Raw genomic sequence first — 20871 nt, 5'->3', positions numbered from 1 at the left:
CAACGGTATACATTGCTAGTTATTGGGAAGCTTACTAGATAAAAATGTCATGGGAAGGTGAAGAATGTGGAGCGAAAAAGAGCGCCGCTAATGAAAAAGTTAAAATTTTTCGGGCAGTCAAAGGATATCGCTGACCATGCCGTCCTGTCTCCTATGTGCAGAGATTCTGAAAAAATTTATCGCAGAAGATGGCAGCACGATAAAACCGTTCGTACCACACATGGGGTGAATTGCACCGGCTCATGCAGCTGGAAGGTACATGTCAAGGATGGGATTATCGCATGGGAAACCCAACAAACGGATTATCCTTCAACAGGTCCAAATATGCCTGAATATGAGCCTCGAGGATGCCCGAGGGGTGCTAGTTTTTCTTGGTATATTTATAGTCCCTTACGCGTTCGGTATCCATATGTCCGTGGCAGTCTATTAAAGATGTGGCGTGAGGAATTGGCAAAAGCAGGTGACCCTGTTTCTGCATGGAAGGAAATAGCCACAAATCCTGAAAAATCGAAGAGATATAAGCAGTCGAGGGGAAAAGGCGGACTTGTCCGCGCATCATGGGACGAGGTAAATGAATTAATCTGTGCCGCCCTAATTTATTCAATACAAGAATTTGGCCCGGATCGAATTTTTGGATTTTCACCGATTCCGGCTATGTCGATGGTCAGCTATGCGGGGGGCGGGCGGTTCTTATCGCTTATTGGCGCTTCACTGCTAAGTTTTTATGACTGGTACGCAGACCTTCCGCCTGCATCGCCGCAGGTTTGGGGAGAACAAACGGATGTACCGGAAAGCTCTGATTGGTTTAATTCATCCTATCTACTAATATGGGGCTCTAATATTCCACAGACACGGACACCTGATGCCCATTTCATGGTGGAAGCAAGATACCGCGGAACAAAGGTGGTGGCGGTAAGCCCGGATTATGCGGAGTATGTTAAATTTGCGGATAATTGGCTAAATGTTCAGGCAGGTATGGACGGCGCACTTGGGATGGCAATGACCCACGTCATTCTAAAAGAATTCTATGTGGATCAAGAAACAGAATATTTCTATGATTATACGAAAAAATTTACTGATCTGCCGTACCTTGTCAAATTAAAAACCCATGGGGATCATTTTGTATCCAGTACTTTTTTAAGAGCAAGTGAACTGGATGCTCAGATTGCAAATGGGGAGTGGAAAACAGTAGTCTGGGATCAAGAAACGAACAAACCGGCTTTTCCGAACGGAACGATTGGACATAGATGGGAAGATAAAGGACAGTGGAATCTCCATTTAAATGATACAGAACAAGATCTTACCAATCTTCAGCCGTTATTAACACTTTTAGGAAATGAAGATAAAGTAGTCCAAGTGGAATTTCCTCATTTTGAGGTGGAGCAAAGAGGAACCTTTAAACGCGAGGTTCCCGTGAAGGAGATTCAAATAAATGGAGAGACCGCTTATGTGACGACTGTTTTTGATTTGATGCTATCAAAATTCGGAGTATCAAGAAATGGACTTCAAGGCGATTTTCCTAAAGACTATGATGATCCTAAACCGTATACTCCAGCATGGCAGGAAGGTTTGACAGGTGTTGATGGGAAGCTTGCGGCACAGATTGCTAGAGAGTTTGCACAAAACGCCATTGACTCCAAAGGTCGTTCGATGATTGTCATGGGATCGGGCATTAACCAATGGTACCATGCGGATGCTACCTACCGAACTGTTTTAAATTTGGTTCTTTTAACTGGATCCCAAGGTGTTAATGGCGGCGGCTGGGCCCATTATGTTGGTCAGGAAAAAGTACGTCCGCTAGAAGGCTGGCAGACACTGGCGATGGCACGCGATTGGGGAGGGCCTCCAAGGCTTCATGCGGCAACACCGTTCTTTTATTTTGTTACAGAGCAATGGAAATACGATGACCAATCTGTTGAGGATCAGATTTCACCGCTTATTAGTGAACCAAGGTACAAACATTCGGGAGACTATTATTATTTAGGAACAAGACTTGGGTGGACGCCATCCTATCCACAGTTTGATAAAAATCCACTTAATCTGTCAAATGGATTAAAGGCTTCGGAGAAGGATCAGATAGTCAAATCTATCGTAGATGATGTGAAACAAGGAAAAACAAAATTTGCCATTCAAAATCCCGAAGATCCAAAAGCATTTCCAAAAGTGATGTTTGTCTGGAGAGGGAATTTAATCGGCAGTTCCTCCAAAGGGCATGAATATTTCCTTAAATATATGCTGGGAACTCATCATGGCAATTTAAGTGAACAAAATACGGAATTGAAAACAGAACAAATTGAATGGGATGCGCCGTCTGTTGAGGGGAAACTCGATTTAATGGTTAATATTGATTTCCGGATGGCTGGAACGGGTCTGTACTCAGATATCATTCTGCCGGCGGCAACTTGGTACGAAAAATATGATATTAGCAGTACGGACATGCATCCTTTCATCCATCCCTTTAACCCGGCTATTGCCCCTCCTTGGGAGTCAAAATCGGATTGGGATACTTTTAGAGGATTGGCAAAGAAATTCTCTTCCATGGCTGAACGCTATTTTAGCGAGCCAGTTCAAGATATCGTGGCCACCCCAATGCTTCATGATTCGCGTGATGAAATTTCCGAGGCATGTGCTTTTGGAAAAATACCTGATTGGCAAAATGGCGAATACGAACCAATACCTGGGCAAAATTTCCCACGTCTGCATGTAGTGGAAAGAGATTATTCAAAGATATATGAAAAGTTTATTTCTCTTGGGCCGGTTATAAAGGAGCAAATTGGTGCCAAAGGAATTGGCTGGAATGCCAAGGAAGAATATGAAAAATTGAAGAAAATTCTAGGAACAGCCAATAAAACCGCCTATAAGGATTGCCCAAGCCTTTATACGGCAAGAGATGCTTCAGAAGCCATTCTTTCGTTATCAAGTGCTACAAACGGTTCGCTTGCGATGAAAGCGTGGGAGGCGCTGGAAAAGAAAACAGGTCAAAAGTTGAAAGATTTAGCAGAGGAAAGGGCAGAGGAGCACATGTCCTTCAATGATATTACTGCTCAACCGCGCCAAGTCATCTCTACACCCGTTTTTAGCGGAACAGAGACAGGGGGGCGCAGGTACTCTCCTTTCACCACAAATGTTGAACGGTTAATCCCGTGGCGAACCTTGACAGGGAGGCAGCATTTTTATTTGGATCATGAAACCATGATTGAATTTGGCGAGGAATTTCCGGTCTTTAAGGCACCGCTAAGAAAGGCGGCGTTCCAAACAAAGGATCGGAAGCCGATCAATATGGGGAAGGAAATAAATTTACGATATTTAACACCGCATTTTAAGTGGTCATTCCATAGTACCTATGGAGATATTTTACCAATGTTAACGTTATTCAGAGGGGGACCGCATGTATGGATGAACCTCGATGACGCCAAGGAAGTTGGAATTGCAGACAACGACTGGCTGCAAATGTATAACCGAAACGGGGTAGTTGTGGCAAGGGCAGTCGTTACGCACAGACTTCCAAGGGGCGTAGCTTTTATGTATCACGTACAAGAACGGCATATTAATGTTCCAGGATCACCGATTACAAAGGAACGCGGCGGAACCTTCAACAGCCCAACAAGGCTGCAGATGAAACCAACCCATGTGATTGGCGGATATGCACAGCTAAGTTTTGGATTTAATTATTATGGACCGTGCGGAAGTCAGCGCGATGAAAGAGTAATCATAAGCAGACTTGATAGGGAAGAGGTGGACTGGCTTGAGAATTAAAGCACAATTTGGGATGGTTATGAATCTCGATAAATGTATAGGCTGCCATACATGCAGTATCACTTGTAACAATACATGGACAAACCGTCCTGGTGCGGAATATATGTGGTGGAACAATGTTGAAACTAAGCCCGGTGTTGGTTATCCGAAAGAATGGGAGAATCAAGAGAAATATAAAGGCGGCTGGGTATTGAAGAATGGGAAACTCGAATTAAAGGCCGGAGGTAGAGTTTCCAAACTATTAAATATCTTTCATAACCCAGATTTAGCCCAATTAGATGATTACTATGAACCATGGACATATGATTATGAAAATTTAACAAATAGCCCGGAAAAAGAACATCAGCCTGTAGCACGTCCCAAATCACAGGTCACCGGAGAATATATGGATATAAAATGGGGACCTAACTGGGAGGATGACCTCGCTGGTGTTTATCAAACAGGGAAAGATGATCCGAATATAAATGGGATAGAAGAAAGAGTCAAATTTGAGTATGAACAAACCTTTATGATGTATTTACCAAGGATTTGTGAGCATTGCGTCAACCCAACCTGTGTGGCATCCTGCCCATCCGGGGCCATTTATAAACGGGAAGAGGATGGCATTGTGCTAGTGGATCAGGATGCCTGCCGCAGCTGGCGGTATTGTACAACAGGCTGTCCCTATAAAAAGGTTTATTTTAACTGGAAAACCCATAAGGCTGAAAAATGCACCTTTTGTTTTCCAAGGATAGAAGCAGGACTTCCAACGGTATGTTCAGAGACGTGTGTCGGCAGACTCCGCTATTTAGGAATTGTCTTTTATGATTTGGATAAAGTGGAAGCTGCTGCATCGGTTACAAATGAAAAAGATTTATATGAGGCCCACCTAGGTATATTTTTAGACCCGCATGACCCTAAAGTGATTGAAGAGGCGAGGAAAGCGGGATATCAAGAAGATTGGATTGAGGCAGCACAAAGGTCTCCGGTTTATAAGCTTGCTGTGGAACAACGAATTGCCCTGCCGCTTCACCCGGAATATCGAACACTGCCGATGGTATGGTATATTCCGCCGCTTAGCCCGGTTATGAGTGCTTTTGATGGTGGATTAGATGGAGTAAATCCGCATGTCATTTTCCCGCAAATTGACCAGCTTAGGATTCCGGTTGAATATTTGGCAAACATGCTAAGCGCCGGAGATACTGAGGTCATTCGTAAGGTATTAAAGAAAATGGTAGCGATGCGCAGCTATATGAGATCTCTAAATCTTGGGCAAAAGCCCGAAAAAAGCATTCTTGATGCCATTGGGATGACAGAGGAAACGATGCATGAAATGTACCAGCTTGCGGCAATTGCCAAATATGATGACCGCTATGTCATTCCAAAATCCCATCGTGAAGATGCCGCAAATCAGTACTTAGGGCAGGGAACTGGTGGATTTGATTTCATGGAAGCATGTTCAGGATGTTCCACCACACCAGGTATGCCTGAAGACTATAAGGTTGGGGACGATTATTGGGGTGAGATGAATGGGTGAATATGAACATATTTTTCGGTTGGCCTCTGCACTGCTGCAGCATCCGGAAGAAGAATGGCTAACAGGTGAAGAATTGAAAAATGAAATTGCCTCTATTGAAAACCAACTAGTAAAAATGCTCTATAGGCAATTTTTTAATCATCTTCAATCCATTTCGTTTTTGGAGCTCTGTCAGCAATATGCACAAACCTTTGATTTTAGTGATAAAACAACACTTTATTTGACCTATCCGATTTTCGGAGAGAACCCTGACCGCGGAAAAGCACTGGTAAAATTAAAAAATGAGTATTTTGAAGCTGGTTACCCGTTAGAAAGTGATGAACTTCCGGATTACCTACCATTAATTCTCGAGTTTTGTTCCATTGCTCCTATCGAATCTGCCCGGAAAATGCTGCAGATTCATCGAAAATCGATTGATCGATTGTTAAAAGAATTATCCTTAAAGGATAGTCCTTATCAAATGCTTCTGCAGGCATGCGTGGAAACAATTGAAAATATCCTTGGAAAACAAAAGGCTTCGTAGGGGGTAGAAAAATGACGTTTTTTCAAAACTTTTTCTGGGTGTCTTTTCCCTATATCATGCTGACGATGTTCGTAGTCGGACATATATATCGCTATAACGTTGACCAATTTGGCTGGTCAGCTAAATCGAGTGAGTTTCTTGAAAAAAAGCAATTAAAGTGGGCGAGTATTTTATTTCACTACGGGATCATTTTTGTGTTTTTTGGCCATGTGGCTGGAATCCTAATCCCAAAAGCCTTTTATGATGCTGTGGGGATTACCGATCATATGTATCATTTTGGTGCTGTTTGGATTGGTGGTTTAGCGGGAGTTGCTACAATCATTGGGGTTTTGTTATTAATGGTGCGCAGGTTTACAGTCAAACGCATCTATATTCATAGTACTTTTCGTGACATTCTTGTGCTTGTACTGCTCACCCTGATTATTATTACCGGCTTTTTTAACACGGTTTGGATTACAGGCAGGGGGATCGCCTTCGAGTATAGGGAAACAATTAGTCCGTGGTTTCGCAGTATCCTTTCCTTAAATCCAACACCTAGTCTCATGATTGGAATACCGGTTGGATTCCAAATCCATGTTGTATCAGCCCTGTTACTTTTTGGAATTTGGCCATTTACAAGATTAGTTCATGTGTGGAGTTTGCCATTAGAGTATTTAAACCGCAAATTTATCGTCTATCGTGCGGTTTTTGGAAGACGCCATTTAGCCATGTCTACTGAAAGGAAAGATAAGCTAGAGTAAAAAAACGGAACCACTTTGGTTCCGTTTTTTTACTGTTTAGTTTGGAGAAAATTTTTTGCTAACAATTTTTTCACTTCATTATAACTTAATCCGGATTGACTGTTTAACCGTTTTACTTCCTCGATGTCGGTACCGACCTTTGTAAAGCGCTTGTGATTGACAACCATGATTTCAACACTCCTAAGTAATTAGAAATTCTGGAAATGAAATGTTCCATAATTGGACATACTAGGATAAAAGGAGGCGGTTCCCATTTTTTACGGTAGAAGAGCAAAAGAAGAAGAAATTGAAACCATACTCGTTGATACTGAAGTCTATTCTTGTATGGATAATTCCTGTATAGGCTGGATGCGAAAGGATTTCGTTGCTGATGACCTGCTTTGTCCGATGTGTGGCAATGAAATGATGCAGGAAATAAGAGAGCTTCCTAAAATATAAAAAAATCCTGCTATCAAAGACTGTCATCGTAAGTAGACAGTCTTTTATTTTTTCTATTTAAAGATTTTCATTTTGCTGGTGAATTTCATCCCCGCTTATAATGGTATTTGCTTCTTCAAGATATTTATGCTCATCAACAGAATCCCCCGCCACATTCTTTTTATTAGGGAAAATGGATCCATTCTCAATCGTCACTTGTGGTTCTTTTGCAGCAGGTGTTAAATAATCTTCCTTTTTAGCCATGCAACATCATCTCCTTACATAAAGGGTTTGCATTGCAAAAAGGGTTTATACGTGCCTATTTATCTCCAAAACGGAAATTTATTGAAAACATAAGGAAAGCTCTCCGGAATCCGGAGAGCTTTGGCCGTTATTCTTCTCGTTTCGATAAGCAGCGATCACATTCCATTAAGTAACTTTCGGCTTGTTCCTCCATAATGTGCTGACCACATTCTGGACATTCCTTTTTTGGCAGGTTGCGGAAAAATTCAACTGGACTCATTAACATTTTAAAAATCCCCCTTTAGTAATACAGTTTATTTTATTCCCTCTTGTTATAGTACAGTATAAACAAAAAAAACAAAAATGTGTAGACTTTTTTTAAAGAAAACTGAAATTTTTTAAAAAATAAGTCTTTTATCACAAATTTGCTTCTTGGCATGTTATTTTAAAAAATTTATGAGTGCGTATGAAATAGTGCTTCCATACGCACAAACTTTACATTACAATCATAGTAGAATCATTGTTACCCGGAGGGATGCTGTTAATGAATGCATTACTAGGGACGTTTCATCCTTACTTTATCGTTATTGCCATTGGATTAACCATCATGGCATCATATACTTCATTAGATATGTTTACTTTAATAAGGTCATCAAACCAAAATAAACGGCTTCTGTTCCTTGGCGGTTCATTGTCAATGGGAATTGGAATTTGGGTCATGAATTTTATGGCACTCATTTCTGCAGATACAAATCGGCTTGCTAGCTATCATATTCCGCTGACGATTCTGTCTATTTTTATCGGTATAGCTTTTACCGGAATGGCATTTTTGGCCTTTTTTGGAAAAACAATTAAATTCCCGCATTTACTTATTGGCAGTTTATTTCTAACCTTAGCAGTTATTGCGATTCAGGTAATCGGTTTATATGCGATGGATGTCAGCATTAAGTACAATGTATCACTGCTGCTCTTTTCAGGATTCGTCATTTTTGGTTCATTTTTATTTTCTTTGTGGATTCTTTTTTCATCAAGCTATTCACAAGGACATCAGTCTTGGTTAAAACCAGTCAGTGCGCTGATTATATCCGGTGCTATTGCTGAAGGTCATTTCCTATTAAAACGAGCAGCTATTACGACAAGTGAAGTGGCTCAAAGCTCGAACACAGATAGTCCCTTTTTTATTTTTTTGGTGTTATTTGTTTCTGTCTTAATCACTGGCGGACTAATTATTTCGAGTACGTTGATCAGTAAACAATTAGCGGCAACCGATACCAATTTAAAAGATATTAAGGCAGCACTTGATGCATCATCCATTGTGGCGATTACTGACCGACATGGAACTATTGCCTATGTAAATGATAAATTTGAGGAGATTTCCAAGTACCAAAAGGAAGAGATTATTGGCAAAAACCACAGGATGTTAAACTCAGGGTATCATTCTCAAGAATTCTTTCAACACTTATGGAAAACGATTCAATCGGGTCAGATCTGGCGTGGAGAAATCCGAAATAAAGCGAAGGACGGTTCGTTTTATTGGGTGGATACCACCATCGTTCCGTTTTTGAATAAAAAAGGTAAACCTGTCCAATATATTGCTATTCGCTCGGATATCTCTAATCGAAAAAAAGCAGAAGAGCACCTAAAGGAAACCATTAAAGAGAATGTAGATATCAAATTTGCTCTTGATCAATCGTCAATTGTTGCATTTACTGATGCAAAAGGGAAAATTACCAACGTAAACGAAAAATTCTGCGAGATTTCAAAATACAGCCGCGAAGAAATCATTGGTAAAGATCATAATATCCTTAATTCCGGATATCACTCGAAAGACTATTTCAAAAACCTTTGGAAAACCATTGGTGAGGGAAAGGTATGGAAAGGGGAAATCAGGAATAAAGCCAAGGATGGAACCTTTTATTGGGTGGATACGACGATTGTTCCGTTTTTAAATGACCACGGGAAGCCGTACCAGTATCTTGCCATTCGTAATGATATAACGGAACGTAAGAAAACAGAAGAAGTTCTCCACCGCCAGGATAAGCTCGCAGCCGTGGGCCAGTTGGCTGCAGGTGTCGCACATGAAATTCGCAACCCGCTTACCTCGATGAAAGGGTATGCGGAATTCTTACAATTAGATGAAAAAGATCCAGAACGAATGGAGTTTTTAAATATCATTCTTGATGAAATTGAGCGGGTTAATACGATAGTTGAGGATTTTATGGTGTTGGCGAAACCAAAGGCAGTCGAATTAGAGGAAAAGAATGTCGTTCCGGTCATACAAAACGTTGTGTCCTTGCTTGAATTTGAAGCGAGAAAGAAGAATGTCCGCTTGTCCTTTGATTGTCATCATGAAATTATTCAAATTGAGTGTGATGAGAACCGCTTAAAGCAGGTTTTCCTAAACTTTATTAAAAATGGTATTGAAGCCATGCCAAATGGCGGAGACTTACTTGTTAAAACAGTGATACAGGATCATAATGTGCAAATCTCGATTCAGGACTCAGGAGTCGGAATCCCGAAAGACAAATTGCAGAAGCTGGGAGAACCGTTTTACACCACGAAGCGCAATGGAAATGGTTTGGGATTAATGGTGAGCTTTAAAATTATTGAAAGTCATAACGGTAAAGTATTTGTTGAAAGCGAGCCTAATAAAGGAACAACCTTCAATATCTTATTACCTACAAAAATAGCGTAAAAACGAGAGATTTTCTCTCGTTTTTATTTTTTTGAAAAAAAGACATAATTTTTTATAAAAAGGAGCCTATAAACGTAATAAATAGATTAATATTATTATATAGATTGTAAGGTTATTTTGGGGAGGGAAAATAGTGAGTGAAGCAAGTTTGGTAAAAACAATCTGCGGATACTGTGGGACTGGCTGCGGCTTAATCGTAGAAGTGAAAGACAATAAAATTATGAAAATCCGCGGCGATAAGGAAGCTACAGTGAACAAAGGGCAGACATGTGTAAAAGGTGCATTTGCCTATGAGTATGTCCATGCCAAAAATAGATTAACATCACCGCTTATTCGTAAAGCCGGCCAGCTGGTTGAAACAACTTGGGAAGAGGCCTATGAATTCATTGCCGAAAAATTAACGGGAATCAAAACGAAATGGGGTTCAAATGCAATCAGTATGTTTGCTTGCGCACGAAGCACGAATGAATCCAATTTTATTACCCAAAAGTTTATGAGAACGGTTATCCACAGTAATAATATTGATGGCTGTAACCGAACGTGACACGCTCCTAGTGTTGCCGGTCTGGCAACTGTTTTTGGAAGCGGTTTCCCTACAAATACACTTGAAGATTTTGATAAGGCTGAAGTATTGCTTTTAATGGGTTCAAATACGACTGAATCCCATCCAATTATTGCGAATCGCATGAAAAAGGCAGTAAAATCAGGACTGAAAATTATTGTCATTGATCCTAGAAAAATAGACATGGTTAAGGTGGCCCATCGTCATTTACAAATTAATGTCGGTTCAGATATCGCATTAATTAATGCATTTATCCATGTTATTCTGAAGGAGGGTCTATACGATCCTGCCTTTATCAATCAGTTTACGATTGATTTTGATCGGTTAGAAAAACATGTAGAGCTGTATACACCTGAATATGCAGCAACGATTACGGGTGTAAGTGCCGAAGATATTGCAGCCACCGCAAGGGAGTACGCCACTTCAAGCGGCTCGATGATCGCATACACACTTGGGATTACTGAGCATCATTGCGGTGTAAATAATGTATTTGATATTGCCAATCTTGCCTTGTTAACCGGGAATATTGGCAAAGAAGGAACAGGAATCATGCCGCTTCGGGGGCAAAATAATGTCCAAGGCGCAGGTGATATGGGATGTCTACCCAACCAATTAGCGGGAGCGATGAGCTTAGCAAACGAGGAATTCCGCGCCCGCTATGAAAAGGAATGGAAGGTAGAGCTAAATCCGCAAGCCGGTGACACCCAAACCCGGACATTTGATCGATTGGAAATGGGCGAGCTAAAGGCACTATATATAATAGGAGAAAACCCGCTCCTTGCTGATGTAAATATGAATCATACAACAAAGCTTTTTGAAATGCTTGATTTGTTAATCGTCCAGGATATTTTTATGACTGAAACCGCGAAAATGGCTGATGTTGTCCTGCCGGCCCGTTCATGGGGTGAGGTGGATGGAACGTATACAAATACAGACCGGAGAATTCAACTTGTGCGCAAGGCTGTTGATGCCCATCCAAATACGAAAGAAGACTGGGTAATCCTTTGCGAACTATCGACTTTAATGGGCTATCCGATGCACTATAATAACAGTGAGGAAATTTGGGATGAAGTGAGAAAGCTTGCCTGGGAGATGTACGGCGGTATTTCTTACGAGCGGCTTGAAAAGGAATATAGCATCCATTATCCATGTCCGGATGAAAACCATCCGGGAACATTCATTATGCATGAACGATTCCATAACGACCAGCCGGTTGTGAAAAAGTCACCATTTGTCCCAGTGGATTATACGGAGCCATTAGAATTGCCTGATGCGGAATATCCATTCACGTTAACAACAGGAAGGCGCTATGAGTCTTATAATACCCATACGCAGACACGCCACTATGCAGCGGGTGTTAAAGTGAAACAAACAGAAGAAACGGTTGATATCCATCCAGATGATGCAGCGGCACTAGGAATTACTAATGGGGAAGTAGTACAGGTCCGTTCCCGAAGAGGGGAGCTTGAGGTGAAGGCAAAGGTGACAGAACAGGTGGTTCCAGGCCTTGTCTTTATGAGTTTTCATTGGAGTGAAACACCGACAAATGTATTAACATTAAATGAATATGACCCTATTTCCGGGACAGCTGAGTATAAAGCATGTGCGGTCGCTATTTCAAAGGTTCACTAATTCGTTTTGATAAGAAAAACACACTTCTTTTTTAAAGAGGTGTGTTTTTTTCGTATCTTAATGTAGATTTGCAAATTTTTCGAGATCTCGATTCTCTCCAATGACGACCAATACATCCCCATAATGTATTTTCTCATCTGGTGAAGGGGAAATATTGATGTCGTCGTCATGACGTATGGCGATGACACTTAGATTAAACCTGGCCCGTAAGTCTAGCTCTCGTAAAGTTTTCTCCATCATCCGATCTGGAATTTTCACTTCTTCCACACTATAATTTTTCGAAATCTCGATGAAATTCAAGACATTTGGTGATAACAGTTGATGGGCAACGCGGATTCCCATATCCCGCTCAGGAAACACAACCCAATCTGCGCCAACTTTTTTTAATACTTGACCATGGAGTTTGTTGATCGCCTTGGCAATTACTTGCTTTACTCCAAGTTCCTTCAAGAGTAATACTGTAAGGATACTGGCTTGTATATCATTTCCTATTGCTACAATCACTGTATCAAAATTACGTATTCCGATTGATTTTAGTGCCTCTGCATCAGTGGAATCTGCAATAACGGAATGGGTGGCAAATGGATGTGACTCTTCAACCCGTTCTTCATTTACATCCACGCCAAGAACCTCCTGACCAGATTCATATAACTTATTGGCAATGCTAAGCCCAAATCTTCCCAAACCAATAACAGCATATTGATTAGCCATAGTTCCCAAATCCTCCTTGATGTAAAAAACTACCCTATCATAATTTTTCCTTTAGGATAACGGAAGGAATCAGGGTTTCTGCGCATCGTAATGGCAAAGGCAATCGTTAAAGGCCCCACCCTTCCGGCAAACATCGTAAAAGTTATTAACATCTTACCGAGAGGGGACAAATCACGAGATAAGTCCATTGATAAGCCTACAGTTCCAAAAGCCGAGGTTGCTTCAAATAGAAGCTTTAAAAAATCAGTTCCCCGCTCTGTAATTGTTAATAACATCGTAATGGTAAAAACAAGAAACAGTGCACTAAAGGAGACGGTTAAGGCCTTATAGATGGTTTCATATTCAACCCTATTCCTGAAAAATATGACATCTTCCTTTCCACGGATTTGCGACCAAATTGCACCTACTAATGTAGTAAATGTAGTTGTTTTAATACCACCTCCGGTAGAACCCGGAGAAGCACCGACAAACATTAAAAATACAATTAATAATAAAGAAGTTTGGCTCATTTCGGCAATATTTAAAGTATTAGCACCGTCGGTTCTTGCGGCTACAGATTGAAAGAGTGCTCCTAAAACTTTTCCTGAAAAGGATAATGGCTTTAATGTTTTTTCATTAGAGAATTCAAATAAAAAGATTCCTATCGTCCCGCCAATCAATAGTAACGAACTTGTTATTAAAACAATTTTGGTATGTAAGGATAAACGTTTAGAGCTGCGGAATTCAAAAATTTCATTCATAACGATAAAGCCAATCCCTCCAATTGTAATTAATGAACAAATGGTTAACACAACTGTTGGATCACCCACGTATCCTGTAAGACTTTGATAATGACCGAAAATATCAAACCCTGCATTATTAAAGTTAGATATAGAATGAAAAATCCCGTAATAAATTGCTTTACCTACCGGCATTTCAAAAGAAAAGCGAATGGACAAGATGAGTGCCCCAGCAAATTCAATAACCGCCGTGAATATTAAAATACGTCGGGCTAGCCGAACAACGCCTTCCATCGAAAGGTTATTTAAAGATTCTTGAAGTAAAATTCTTTCTTTTAAAGAAATCCTTTTTCCTAGTAAGAGGGCAAATAAAGTAGCGAATGTCATAAACCCAAGTCCGCCAACTTGAATCATAAACAAGATGACTAATTGACCAAATAATGTAAACGTAGTACCGGTATCCACTACAACAAGTCCTGTGACACATGTAGCCGAGGTGGCTGTAAAAATAGCGTTTAAAAATGTCAGGCCTTGTCCATTCGTTGTTGAAGCAGGGAGAGTTAATAGAATAGATCCTATTAAAATAATAGCGGCAAAACCAAGGACAAGGATTTTTGGGGGATCAAGAAAATTCTTTTTCTGATGCATAAATGTTCTCCCTATTCTATTTTGTTTTTAACAAACAAAATCTACTATAGATTTAAAATGCCATAATGTTAAAATACTTATTACAGGAAAAATATACTACTGCATTTAATTTATGTAAATAAATTCTTTTTATTTGTGTCATACCTCACTGAATTAAAAAGAAAAGTGTTCTATAATACATTAAGAAAATTTTTCCATGTAATGATTTTACCGTGTAAATATATAACGGTTAACCTGAGGGTATAGTAAAAGGAATGGGATTACGAGGAGGATGAAAATGAAACAAGGAACAAAGCAGCTCATTATTCAAACGGGAAGTCTTGTTGCTGGCTTTATGGTTTGGGTGCTTATTTCTTCATTAATGCCTTTTATTAAGGAGGATATCCCGCTATCGTCAACTCAAATTGCTTGGGCAACGGCTGTACCCGTCATTCTAGGTTCATTGCTCCGTGTACCAATCGGTTTTTGGGCCAATCGGTATGGCGCTAGAATTTTATTTACGATCAGTTTTATTATTTTGTTAGTACCTATTGCACTTATTAGCTATGCAAATTCAATCCTTATGTTGATTTTAGGAGGATTTTTGCTTGGAATTGGCGGAGCCGTCTTTTCAATTGGTGTTACCTCATTACCGAAATACTATCCAAAAGAAAAACATGGCTTTATAAATGGAATCTATGGAGCAGGTAATATAGGAACGGCCATTACATCATTTGCAACACCTGTTTTAGCTAATTCCTTTGGATGGAGGACGACGATTCAAATATTTTTGATCATTGTCCTTATATTTGCCATTATAAATTTCCTTTTAGGTGATAAAAAAGAACACAAAGTAAATAACTCTGCAAAAGAGGTAATTAAAGAAGTTTATAAAAATCCGAAACTTTGGTTTTTAAGTTTATTTTATTTCATCACATTTGGCTCCTTTGTTGCCTTTACGATTTATTTACCTTCTTTTTTAGTCAATCACTTTGGATTAGATAAGGTGGATGCAGGATTACGTACTGCTGGTTTTATAGCCCTTGCTACCTTTTTCAGACCAGTAGGGGGGTGGCTCGGCGATAAAATAAACCCTTTTCTAATACTCATGGCTGTATTTTTTAGTTTAACCTTTGCTGGGTTCCTGCTTTCATTCACACCATCTCTGCCGATTTATTCATTTGGATGTTTACTAGTTGCTTTCTTCGCAGGGATTGGAAATGGTGCTATTTTTAAGTTAGTTCCATTTTATTTTTCAAAGCAAGCAGGGATTGTTAATGGTATTGTGGCCGCAATGGGTGGCCTAGGCGGCTTTTTCCCGCCGTTAATCCTAACAATTCTGTTTAATTGGACTGGACATTATGCGATTGGTTTTATGTCACTTTCCGAATTCTCGCTGGCAAGTTTAGTGATCGTTGTGTGGCTTTACTATCAAGAAAAGCTTGATATTTCCGCTAAGATTGTGAACCACGCTGTAGATGGAATTTGTTTGACAGATATTAACGGGATCATTCAGAGCATCAACCCTGCGTTTACAAAAATCACCGGTTATAGTAAAGAAGAAGTAATCGGTAAAACACCGAGTGTCCTGCAATCCGGAGAACATGATAATGAATTTTATAAAAAAATGTGGGATAGTCTAAAATCAAAAGGAATTTGGGAAGGGTATATTTGGAACAAACGGAAAAATAATGAAATTTATAAAGAGTGGTTAACCATTACTGCCATAAAAGACGATGCAGGGGAAACAAAAAATTATGTGGCAATGTTTAACGAAGAAAATAAGCGTTCCAAGGAATAAATGACAGGAGAGACCTTCAAATCGGAGGTCTCTTTTTTTGTGCTATTTAATCGAAATCGTTATAAATATTACGACTTTTTGACAATCCATTTGTGTTCACAGTTCCTTCACTATTTTTGTGACGTACGTCACTAAAATCATGTTACCATGTGGTTTATATTAACATCATCAACAACAACAACTTAGTAAAATAAAACTTTGAAAAACATATAGGGGGAAAAAATCATGGCACGAATTAATTATTGGAATCCGGAAGATGAAAAGTTCTGGAACGCAGAAGGAAAAAAACATGCAAGGAGGAATCTTTGGATCTCTGTACCATCTTTGATGCTTGCATTTATCGTTTGGCAAATTTGGTCTGTCGTTGCTGTTAGACTTAACGATATAGGTTTTCACTTTACTGAAGAACAATTATTTACACTTGCGGCCATACCTGGTCTCGTTGGTGCAACTTTACGCTTTGTTTATACTTTCGCTGCTGGAACTATGGGTGGCAAGACCTTTACTGTGATTTCAACAGCCGTTCTTGCTATTCCGGCAATCGGTATTGGTTTTGCAGTTCAAAATCCTGACACTCCATTCTCCATCATGCTATTACTTGCAGCACTTTGCGGTCTAGGCGGAGGAAACTTTTCATCTTCTTCAGCCAATATTAGCTTCTTTTTTCCGAAGAAAGAAAAAGGGACAGCACTTGGAATTAACGGTGGCTTAGGCAACATGGGAGTATCTGTTGTACAATTCGTAACACCATTAATTATCACTTCAGGAACTTTCGCGCTTGTTGGCGGCAAACAAGTTTTAGCAAACGGCCAGGAAGTATGGTTACAAAACGCTGCTTTCATTTGGGTTATTCCAATTGTGATTATGACATTGCTAGCCTTCTTTAAAATGGATAATGTTCCGGGAGCAAGACAATCGGTTGCAGATCAATTTGTTATTGTAAAACGAAAACACACATGGATCATGACAGCTCTTTATGTAGCAACATTTGGTTCATTCATTGGCTATTCTGCGGCATTCCCGCTTTTATTAAGATCACAGTTCCCGGAACACATCTCGCTAGCCTTTCTTGGCGCATTGATGGCGGCAGCGGCAAGACCTGTAGGCGGATGGTTGGCTGATAAACTTGGTGGTGCACGAGTGACTGCTTACGTATTGGTCATCATGGGAATCGGAGCAGCAGGGGTAATATACTTCTTAAACGGAAAACAATTTGCAGGATTCTTAATCGCCTTCTTAGTGCTATTCTTGGCATCAGGTATTGGTTCTGGTTCAACTTTCCAAATGATTCCAACTATCTTTATTCCTAAAGAAGCTGCTCCAGTAATCGGATTTTCAGCAGCATTTGCAGCATATGGTTCATTCTTTATTCCGAAGCTTTTCGGATGGTCAGTTAATACAACAGGTACACCTGTAACTGCTTTCTACTTCTTTATTGGATTCTACATTATTGCTTTTGGACTTAACTGGTTCTTCTATCAAAGAAAAGCAACAGTTGCAAAACAATTGGCAAAACAGGTTGGATAATTTCCACTTCCTTTAGGTATCATAAAAAAAAGGAGTGAGGAATGATGCCAAGAGGGAAAGAATTAGAGCAGCTTCCAATGGCGAATATAGCACCAGGTGCCGGAAAAGATGCTGGAGGTTATAATAGAGAGGTTCTTGGGAGTATGGGACAAAAAGAACAGCCAGAGCCTAGCGATATTGATAAAGAGAACGAAGATATGGTGTGAGGCAGGATTTTATCCTGCCTTTTATTTATGTTTATTTACATATAAATGGTTTGGGTGTTTGTAATCGCTTTCTTCTATTATATATATGCTTGTTACTAGTCGTCATAAAATTGAATCCGGACTCCATTTATGGTTCCAGGTTCGTCTATATTTTCAAGGCTCAACAAATAATTCGCTAATTCAATTTGCAGTTCATTTGGAGCACCTGGCTTCAAATGCCAATTGCCGGGTTCATCTACAAAATAAGGACTTTTTGTAAATTCTGGCCTAATTCGGGGCATATAGGATTCCTCTTTTCATATCATTCTTATGTCTTTTGCGGTTATGCTTTCCAATCATGATTAAATTATTCAGGAAGGATTTCAAAAGATAAGTCAAAATTCATATTGCACCATCTATGTTTCAAGTATATAGTAGGTGGAAATGTTATTTCTCTAATTTGGATTTAGTTGGAAATTGACTCTGAAGTGGTAAATAAAAAATATGAAACTATTTTTTTTCTTATTCGTCTTATATAAATGAGGAATGAAACAGTCATGTCCCACAAACAACAATCATACAAATAAAGGGAATGTTTTCGGTTATTGAAAACAACATTTATGTTTTTATTTCTAAAGAAAATGTGATATAGTAATTTAGGTTCGTTTACCGGAGCTTAATTGGTAAGTGAGAGGAGAAGTTAGACATGAATAAAATTAGACTACCTAAAAAATTCAACAATAGTCATATTTCATTCTTCGCAATTGCCGTAGTATTATTCTGGTTCAAAACCTATGCGGCATATCAAATTGAATTTAATCTTGGAATTGATAATAACCTGCAGAAATTTTTGTTATTGATAAACCCGTTGAGTTCAGCGCTTTTCTTTTTTGGATTGGCACTGCTCTTTAAAAAGCGTACGAAGCTTGTCATGCTTATTACCAATTTCCTATTATCTTTCTTGTTGTACGCGAATATTGCCTATTATCGTTTTTTTAATGACTTTATTACAGTGCCTGTTTTAATGCAGACAAAGACAAATGCAGGACAATTGGGAGACAGCGCCCTTTCGTTAATGTCCCCATTCGATATTTTTTACTTTACTGATTTTTTTATTTTAATTGCTCTAGCATTAACTGTATTTAAGACAGTTACGGTAACAAACAGAAAGTCATTTAAAATTGTGCTTTTGTTTGCCATTACTACTTTTTTGTTTAATTTAGGATTGGCTGAGAAGGATCGTCCGCAGTTATTGTCACGTTCATTTGATAGAAATTACTTGGTCAAATACCTAGGAGCATACAATTTTACGATTTATGATGTTATTCAAAACGTAAAGTCATCTAGTCAGCGTGCATTAGCAGATAGCAGCGATATTACGGATGTAGAGAACTATCGCAAGGCAAACTATGCAGCGCCAAATCCGGATTTCTTTGGTAAAGCAAAAGGAATGAACGTCCTTTATATTTCAATGGAATCATTCCAAACATTTATGATTGATTATAAAATGCCTGACGGACAGGAGGTCACACCATTTTTAAATTCATTGGCACATGATGGCAGTACCTTTTATTTTGATAACTTTTATCATCAAACAGGTCAGGGTAAAACATCTGATGCCGAGTTTTTAATGGAAAACTCCTTATATCCAATGGCACAAGGTGCAGTATTTGTTAACAAAGCACAAAATACGTATCAAGCAATGCCATCTATACTTAAAGGCCAAGGCTACAGCTCGGCAGTATTACATGGTAACTATAAAACATTCTGGAATCGAAATGTAATCTATAAAGCATTCGGATACGATCAGTTTTTTGATGCGGAATACTATAACATGACAGACGAAAATACGAAAAACTATGGGATGAAAGATAAACCATTCTTTAAAGAATCGATTCCGTTGCTTGAAAGCTTAAAGCAACCGTTCTATACCAAGTTTATTTCATTGTCAAACCATTTCCCGTTTGAAATGGATCCAGATGATACTGATTTCCCTGCAGGTGATTATGGTGATACAGTTGTGAATCAATATTTCCAATCTGCACACTATATGGATCAGGCATTCGAACAGTTTTTTAATGACCTAAAAGCAAACGGTATGTATGATAATACAGTGATTGTCATGTATGGTGACCACTACGGTATTTCCGAAAACCATAACGAAGCAATGGCAAAGGTTTTAGGGGTTGACGAAATCACTCCGGCCATAAATGCTAAACTGCAGCGTGTGCCATTGTTTATCCACGTTCCTGGTGTAAATGGCGGCATACAGCATCAAGTTGGCGGGGAAGTAGACGTTCGCCCAACAGTACTTCACTTATTAGGAACAGATACAAAGGATTACATGGAGTTTGGGTCTGATTTATTATCGCCACAGCACCGTAATTGGGCTTTATTTAGGAATGGTGATTTTGTTTCATCTGATGTCATTCAAATAAAGGATAAATGTTACGCTGATGCTACCGGTGAATTAATGGAAGATCCTGAGGCGTGTAAGGAAACTTCAGAAAAAGTGAATACAGAGCTGCAAATGTCCGATGAAATTGTTTATAAAGATCTTTTACGTTTCTATAAACCAGATGGATACACCCCAATTAACCCAAATGACTATGAATATTTGGGACCTAAGGGGAAGGCAACCAAAACATCGGAAAATAAATAAACACAAAAGAGACTGTCCTATTAGCGGGACAGTCATTTTTGTGTTTAATTCCGTTTAAAGCCTTCTTCTTTCAAAAACTCTTCCGCCTCATCGTAGGTATCGAAGCTAGCATCAAGGTTTAACCCAAAGTAAATATTCCAGGATTCGTTTTCATTCACCAGAATGAGAAGATTGTTTTCTTCATCTGTCCAACGCTCACCATCGGAATCGCCAACTATGGCTTCCTCAACAATTGTTTTTTCTTGCGGTGATAGCGCTTGGATCGATTCTTTCAGCAAGTGGTGCAGCTGATCAGCAGAAAAATCGCGGATATTTACCATGCCTTTGTCATCTGTGTCATAGTTATGCAAGTGCCCAGCATAAACGAAGCCGTTGCCTTTTGGGTGTAAATGGTAAACAATATTTTTTTTATCGGATATACTGTTTGAAAACTGAAAATTCACACGCCCGAGTGAAACATTTTTCCTTTCTAATTCGCTAAAAGATTCAATAATCGCTAATTTTTCATCATACGTAAGCATAGTTTCCTCCATTTGTTTAACTACATAATTTCTA

At 39.3% G+C, this 20871-nt stretch carries 18 protein-coding genes; 11 read left to right on the top strand and 7 right to left on the bottom strand.

The features are described from left to right. Window positions 1-66: 66 nt before the first annotated feature. From BABA_RS18285 to narI, 4 genes are read left to right on the top strand one after another with little or no spacing between them, the layout of a single operon-like run. Complete coding sequence (locus tag BABA_RS18285; protein WP_007086713.1) at window positions 67-3756, top strand: nitrate reductase subunit alpha; 3690 nt, start codon at window positions 67-69, stop codon at window positions 3754-3756. Beyond that, window positions 3746-5272: a nitrate reductase subunit beta gene (gene narH, locus BABA_RS18280; protein ID WP_007086712.1), complete on the top strand. Its 1527-nt coding sequence runs from the start codon at window positions 3746-3748 to the stop codon at window positions 5270-5272. The genes BABA_RS18285 and narH overlap by 11 nt, the downstream gene beginning before the upstream one ends. Next, window positions 5265-5795, top strand: a complete 531-nt coding sequence (gene narJ, locus BABA_RS18275; RefSeq protein ID WP_007086711.1) for a nitrate reductase molybdenum cofactor assembly chaperone — start codon at window positions 5265-5267, stop codon at window positions 5793-5795. The genes narH and narJ overlap by 8 nt, the downstream gene beginning before the upstream one ends. 11 nt (window positions 5796-5806) lie before the next feature. Then, on the top strand, window positions 5807-6535 hold the full coding sequence (narI, locus tag BABA_RS18270) for a respiratory nitrate reductase subunit gamma (protein WP_007086710.1): 729 nt from the start codon (window positions 5807-5809) through the stop codon (window positions 6533-6535). A gap of 29 nt (window positions 6536-6564) precedes the next feature. On the opposite strand, the gene BABA_RS27725 is transcribed toward narI, so the two are convergent. Next, the gene (locus tag BABA_RS27725) at window positions 6565-6702 is read right to left on the bottom strand and encodes a hypothetical protein (RefSeq protein ID WP_007086709.1); all 138 of its coding nucleotides are present in this window, start codon (window positions 6700-6702) and stop codon (window positions 6565-6567) included. 85 nt (window positions 6703-6787) lie between these two features. On the opposite strand from BABA_RS27725, the gene BABA_RS28325 reads away from it, so the two are divergent. Then, on the top strand, window positions 6788-6973 hold the full coding sequence (locus tag BABA_RS28325; RefSeq protein WP_083865439.1) for a cold-inducible protein YdjO-related protein: 186 nt from the start codon (window positions 6788-6790) through the stop codon (window positions 6971-6973). A gap of 57 nt (window positions 6974-7030) precedes the next feature. On the opposite strand, the gene BABA_RS18260 is transcribed toward BABA_RS28325, so the two are convergent. After that, on the bottom strand, window positions 7031-7216 hold the full coding sequence (locus tag BABA_RS18260; RefSeq protein ID WP_007086708.1) for a hypothetical protein: 186 nt from the start codon (window positions 7214-7216) through the stop codon (window positions 7031-7033). A gap of 127 nt (window positions 7217-7343) precedes the next feature. After that, window positions 7344-7481: a protein YhfH gene (gene yhfH, locus BABA_RS26710; RefSeq protein WP_007086707.1), complete on the bottom strand. Its 138-nt coding sequence runs from the start codon at window positions 7479-7481 to the stop codon at window positions 7344-7346. Between the two features lie 258 nt (window positions 7482-7739). On the opposite strand from yhfH, the gene BABA_RS18255 reads away from it, so the two are divergent. Together BABA_RS18255 and fdhF are read left to right on the top strand one after the other, a co-directional pair. Beyond that, entirely contained in the window at window positions 7740-9890 is a 2151-nt protein-coding gene (locus BABA_RS18255; RefSeq protein WP_007086706.1) for a PAS domain S-box protein, read from the top strand. Between the two features lie 133 nt (window positions 9891-10023). Beyond that, window positions 10024-12084 (top strand): formate dehydrogenase subunit alpha, encoded by a 2061-nt coding sequence (gene fdhF / locus BABA_RS18245; protein WP_268870169.1) that lies wholly within the window; start codon window positions 10024-10026, stop codon window positions 12082-12084. Between the two features lie 57 nt (window positions 12085-12141). On the opposite strand, the gene BABA_RS18240 is transcribed toward fdhF, so the two are convergent. Beyond that, window positions 12142-12795: a potassium channel family protein gene (locus BABA_RS18240; RefSeq protein ID WP_007086703.1), complete on the bottom strand. Its 654-nt coding sequence runs from the start codon at window positions 12793-12795 to the stop codon at window positions 12142-12144. Window positions 12796-12824: 29 nt separating this feature from the next. Beyond that, window positions 12825-14162 carry a TrkH family potassium uptake protein gene (locus tag BABA_RS18235; protein WP_007086702.1) on the bottom strand — a complete coding sequence of 446 codons (1338 nt, stop codon included), beginning with the start codon at window positions 14160-14162 and terminating at the stop codon, window positions 12825-12827. A gap of 277 nt (window positions 14163-14439) precedes the next feature. Between BABA_RS18235 and BABA_RS18230 the strand changes: the two genes are divergently transcribed. The 3 genes from BABA_RS18230 (at window position 14440) to BABA_RS27720 (ending at window position 17675) form a co-directional block, all read left to right on the top strand. Next, on the top strand, window positions 14440-15942 hold the full coding sequence (locus BABA_RS18230) for a NarK/NasA family nitrate transporter (protein WP_007086701.1): 1503 nt from the start codon (window positions 14440-14442) through the stop codon (window positions 15940-15942). Window positions 15943-16167: 225 nt separating this feature from the next. Further along, window positions 16168-17469, top strand: a complete 1302-nt coding sequence (locus tag BABA_RS18225) for an MFS transporter (RefSeq protein WP_007086700.1) — start codon at window positions 16168-16170, stop codon at window positions 17467-17469. A gap of 44 nt (window positions 17470-17513) precedes the next feature. Continuing rightward, entirely contained in the window at window positions 17514-17675 is a 162-nt protein-coding gene (locus BABA_RS27720) for a hypothetical protein (RefSeq protein WP_040346874.1), read from the top strand. 95 nt (window positions 17676-17770) lie between these two features. Here BABA_RS27720 and BABA_RS18215 read toward each other — a convergent pair whose 3' ends face one another. After that, a complete protein-coding gene (locus tag BABA_RS18215; RefSeq protein ID WP_007086699.1) occupies window positions 17771-17956 on the bottom strand; it encodes a hypothetical protein in 186 nt (61 codons plus the stop codon). A gap of 404 nt (window positions 17957-18360) precedes the next feature. Here BABA_RS18215 and ltaS point away from each other — a divergent pair, with 404 nt between their 5' ends. Continuing rightward, window positions 18361-20316, top strand: coding sequence for a lipoteichoic acid synthase (ltaS, locus tag BABA_RS18210; protein ID WP_007086698.1), 1956 nt, complete (start codon window positions 18361-18363; stop codon window positions 20314-20316). Window positions 20317-20360: 44 nt separating this feature from the next. On the opposite strand, the gene BABA_RS18205 is transcribed toward ltaS, so the two are convergent. Beyond that, a complete protein-coding gene (locus tag BABA_RS18205; RefSeq protein WP_007086697.1) occupies window positions 20361-20837 on the bottom strand; it encodes a hypothetical protein in 477 nt (158 codons plus the stop codon). Between the last annotated feature and the right edge of the window lie 34 nt (window positions 20838-20871).

Source organism: Neobacillus bataviensis LMG 21833 (genome assembly GCF_000307875.1).
Classification (GTDB): Bacteria; Bacillota; Bacilli; order Bacillales; family Cytobacillaceae; genus Neobacillus; species Neobacillus bataviensis.
The sequence above is the reverse complement of the archived record's forward strand: the minus strand, read 5'-3'. Positions and strand labels throughout refer to the sequence as shown.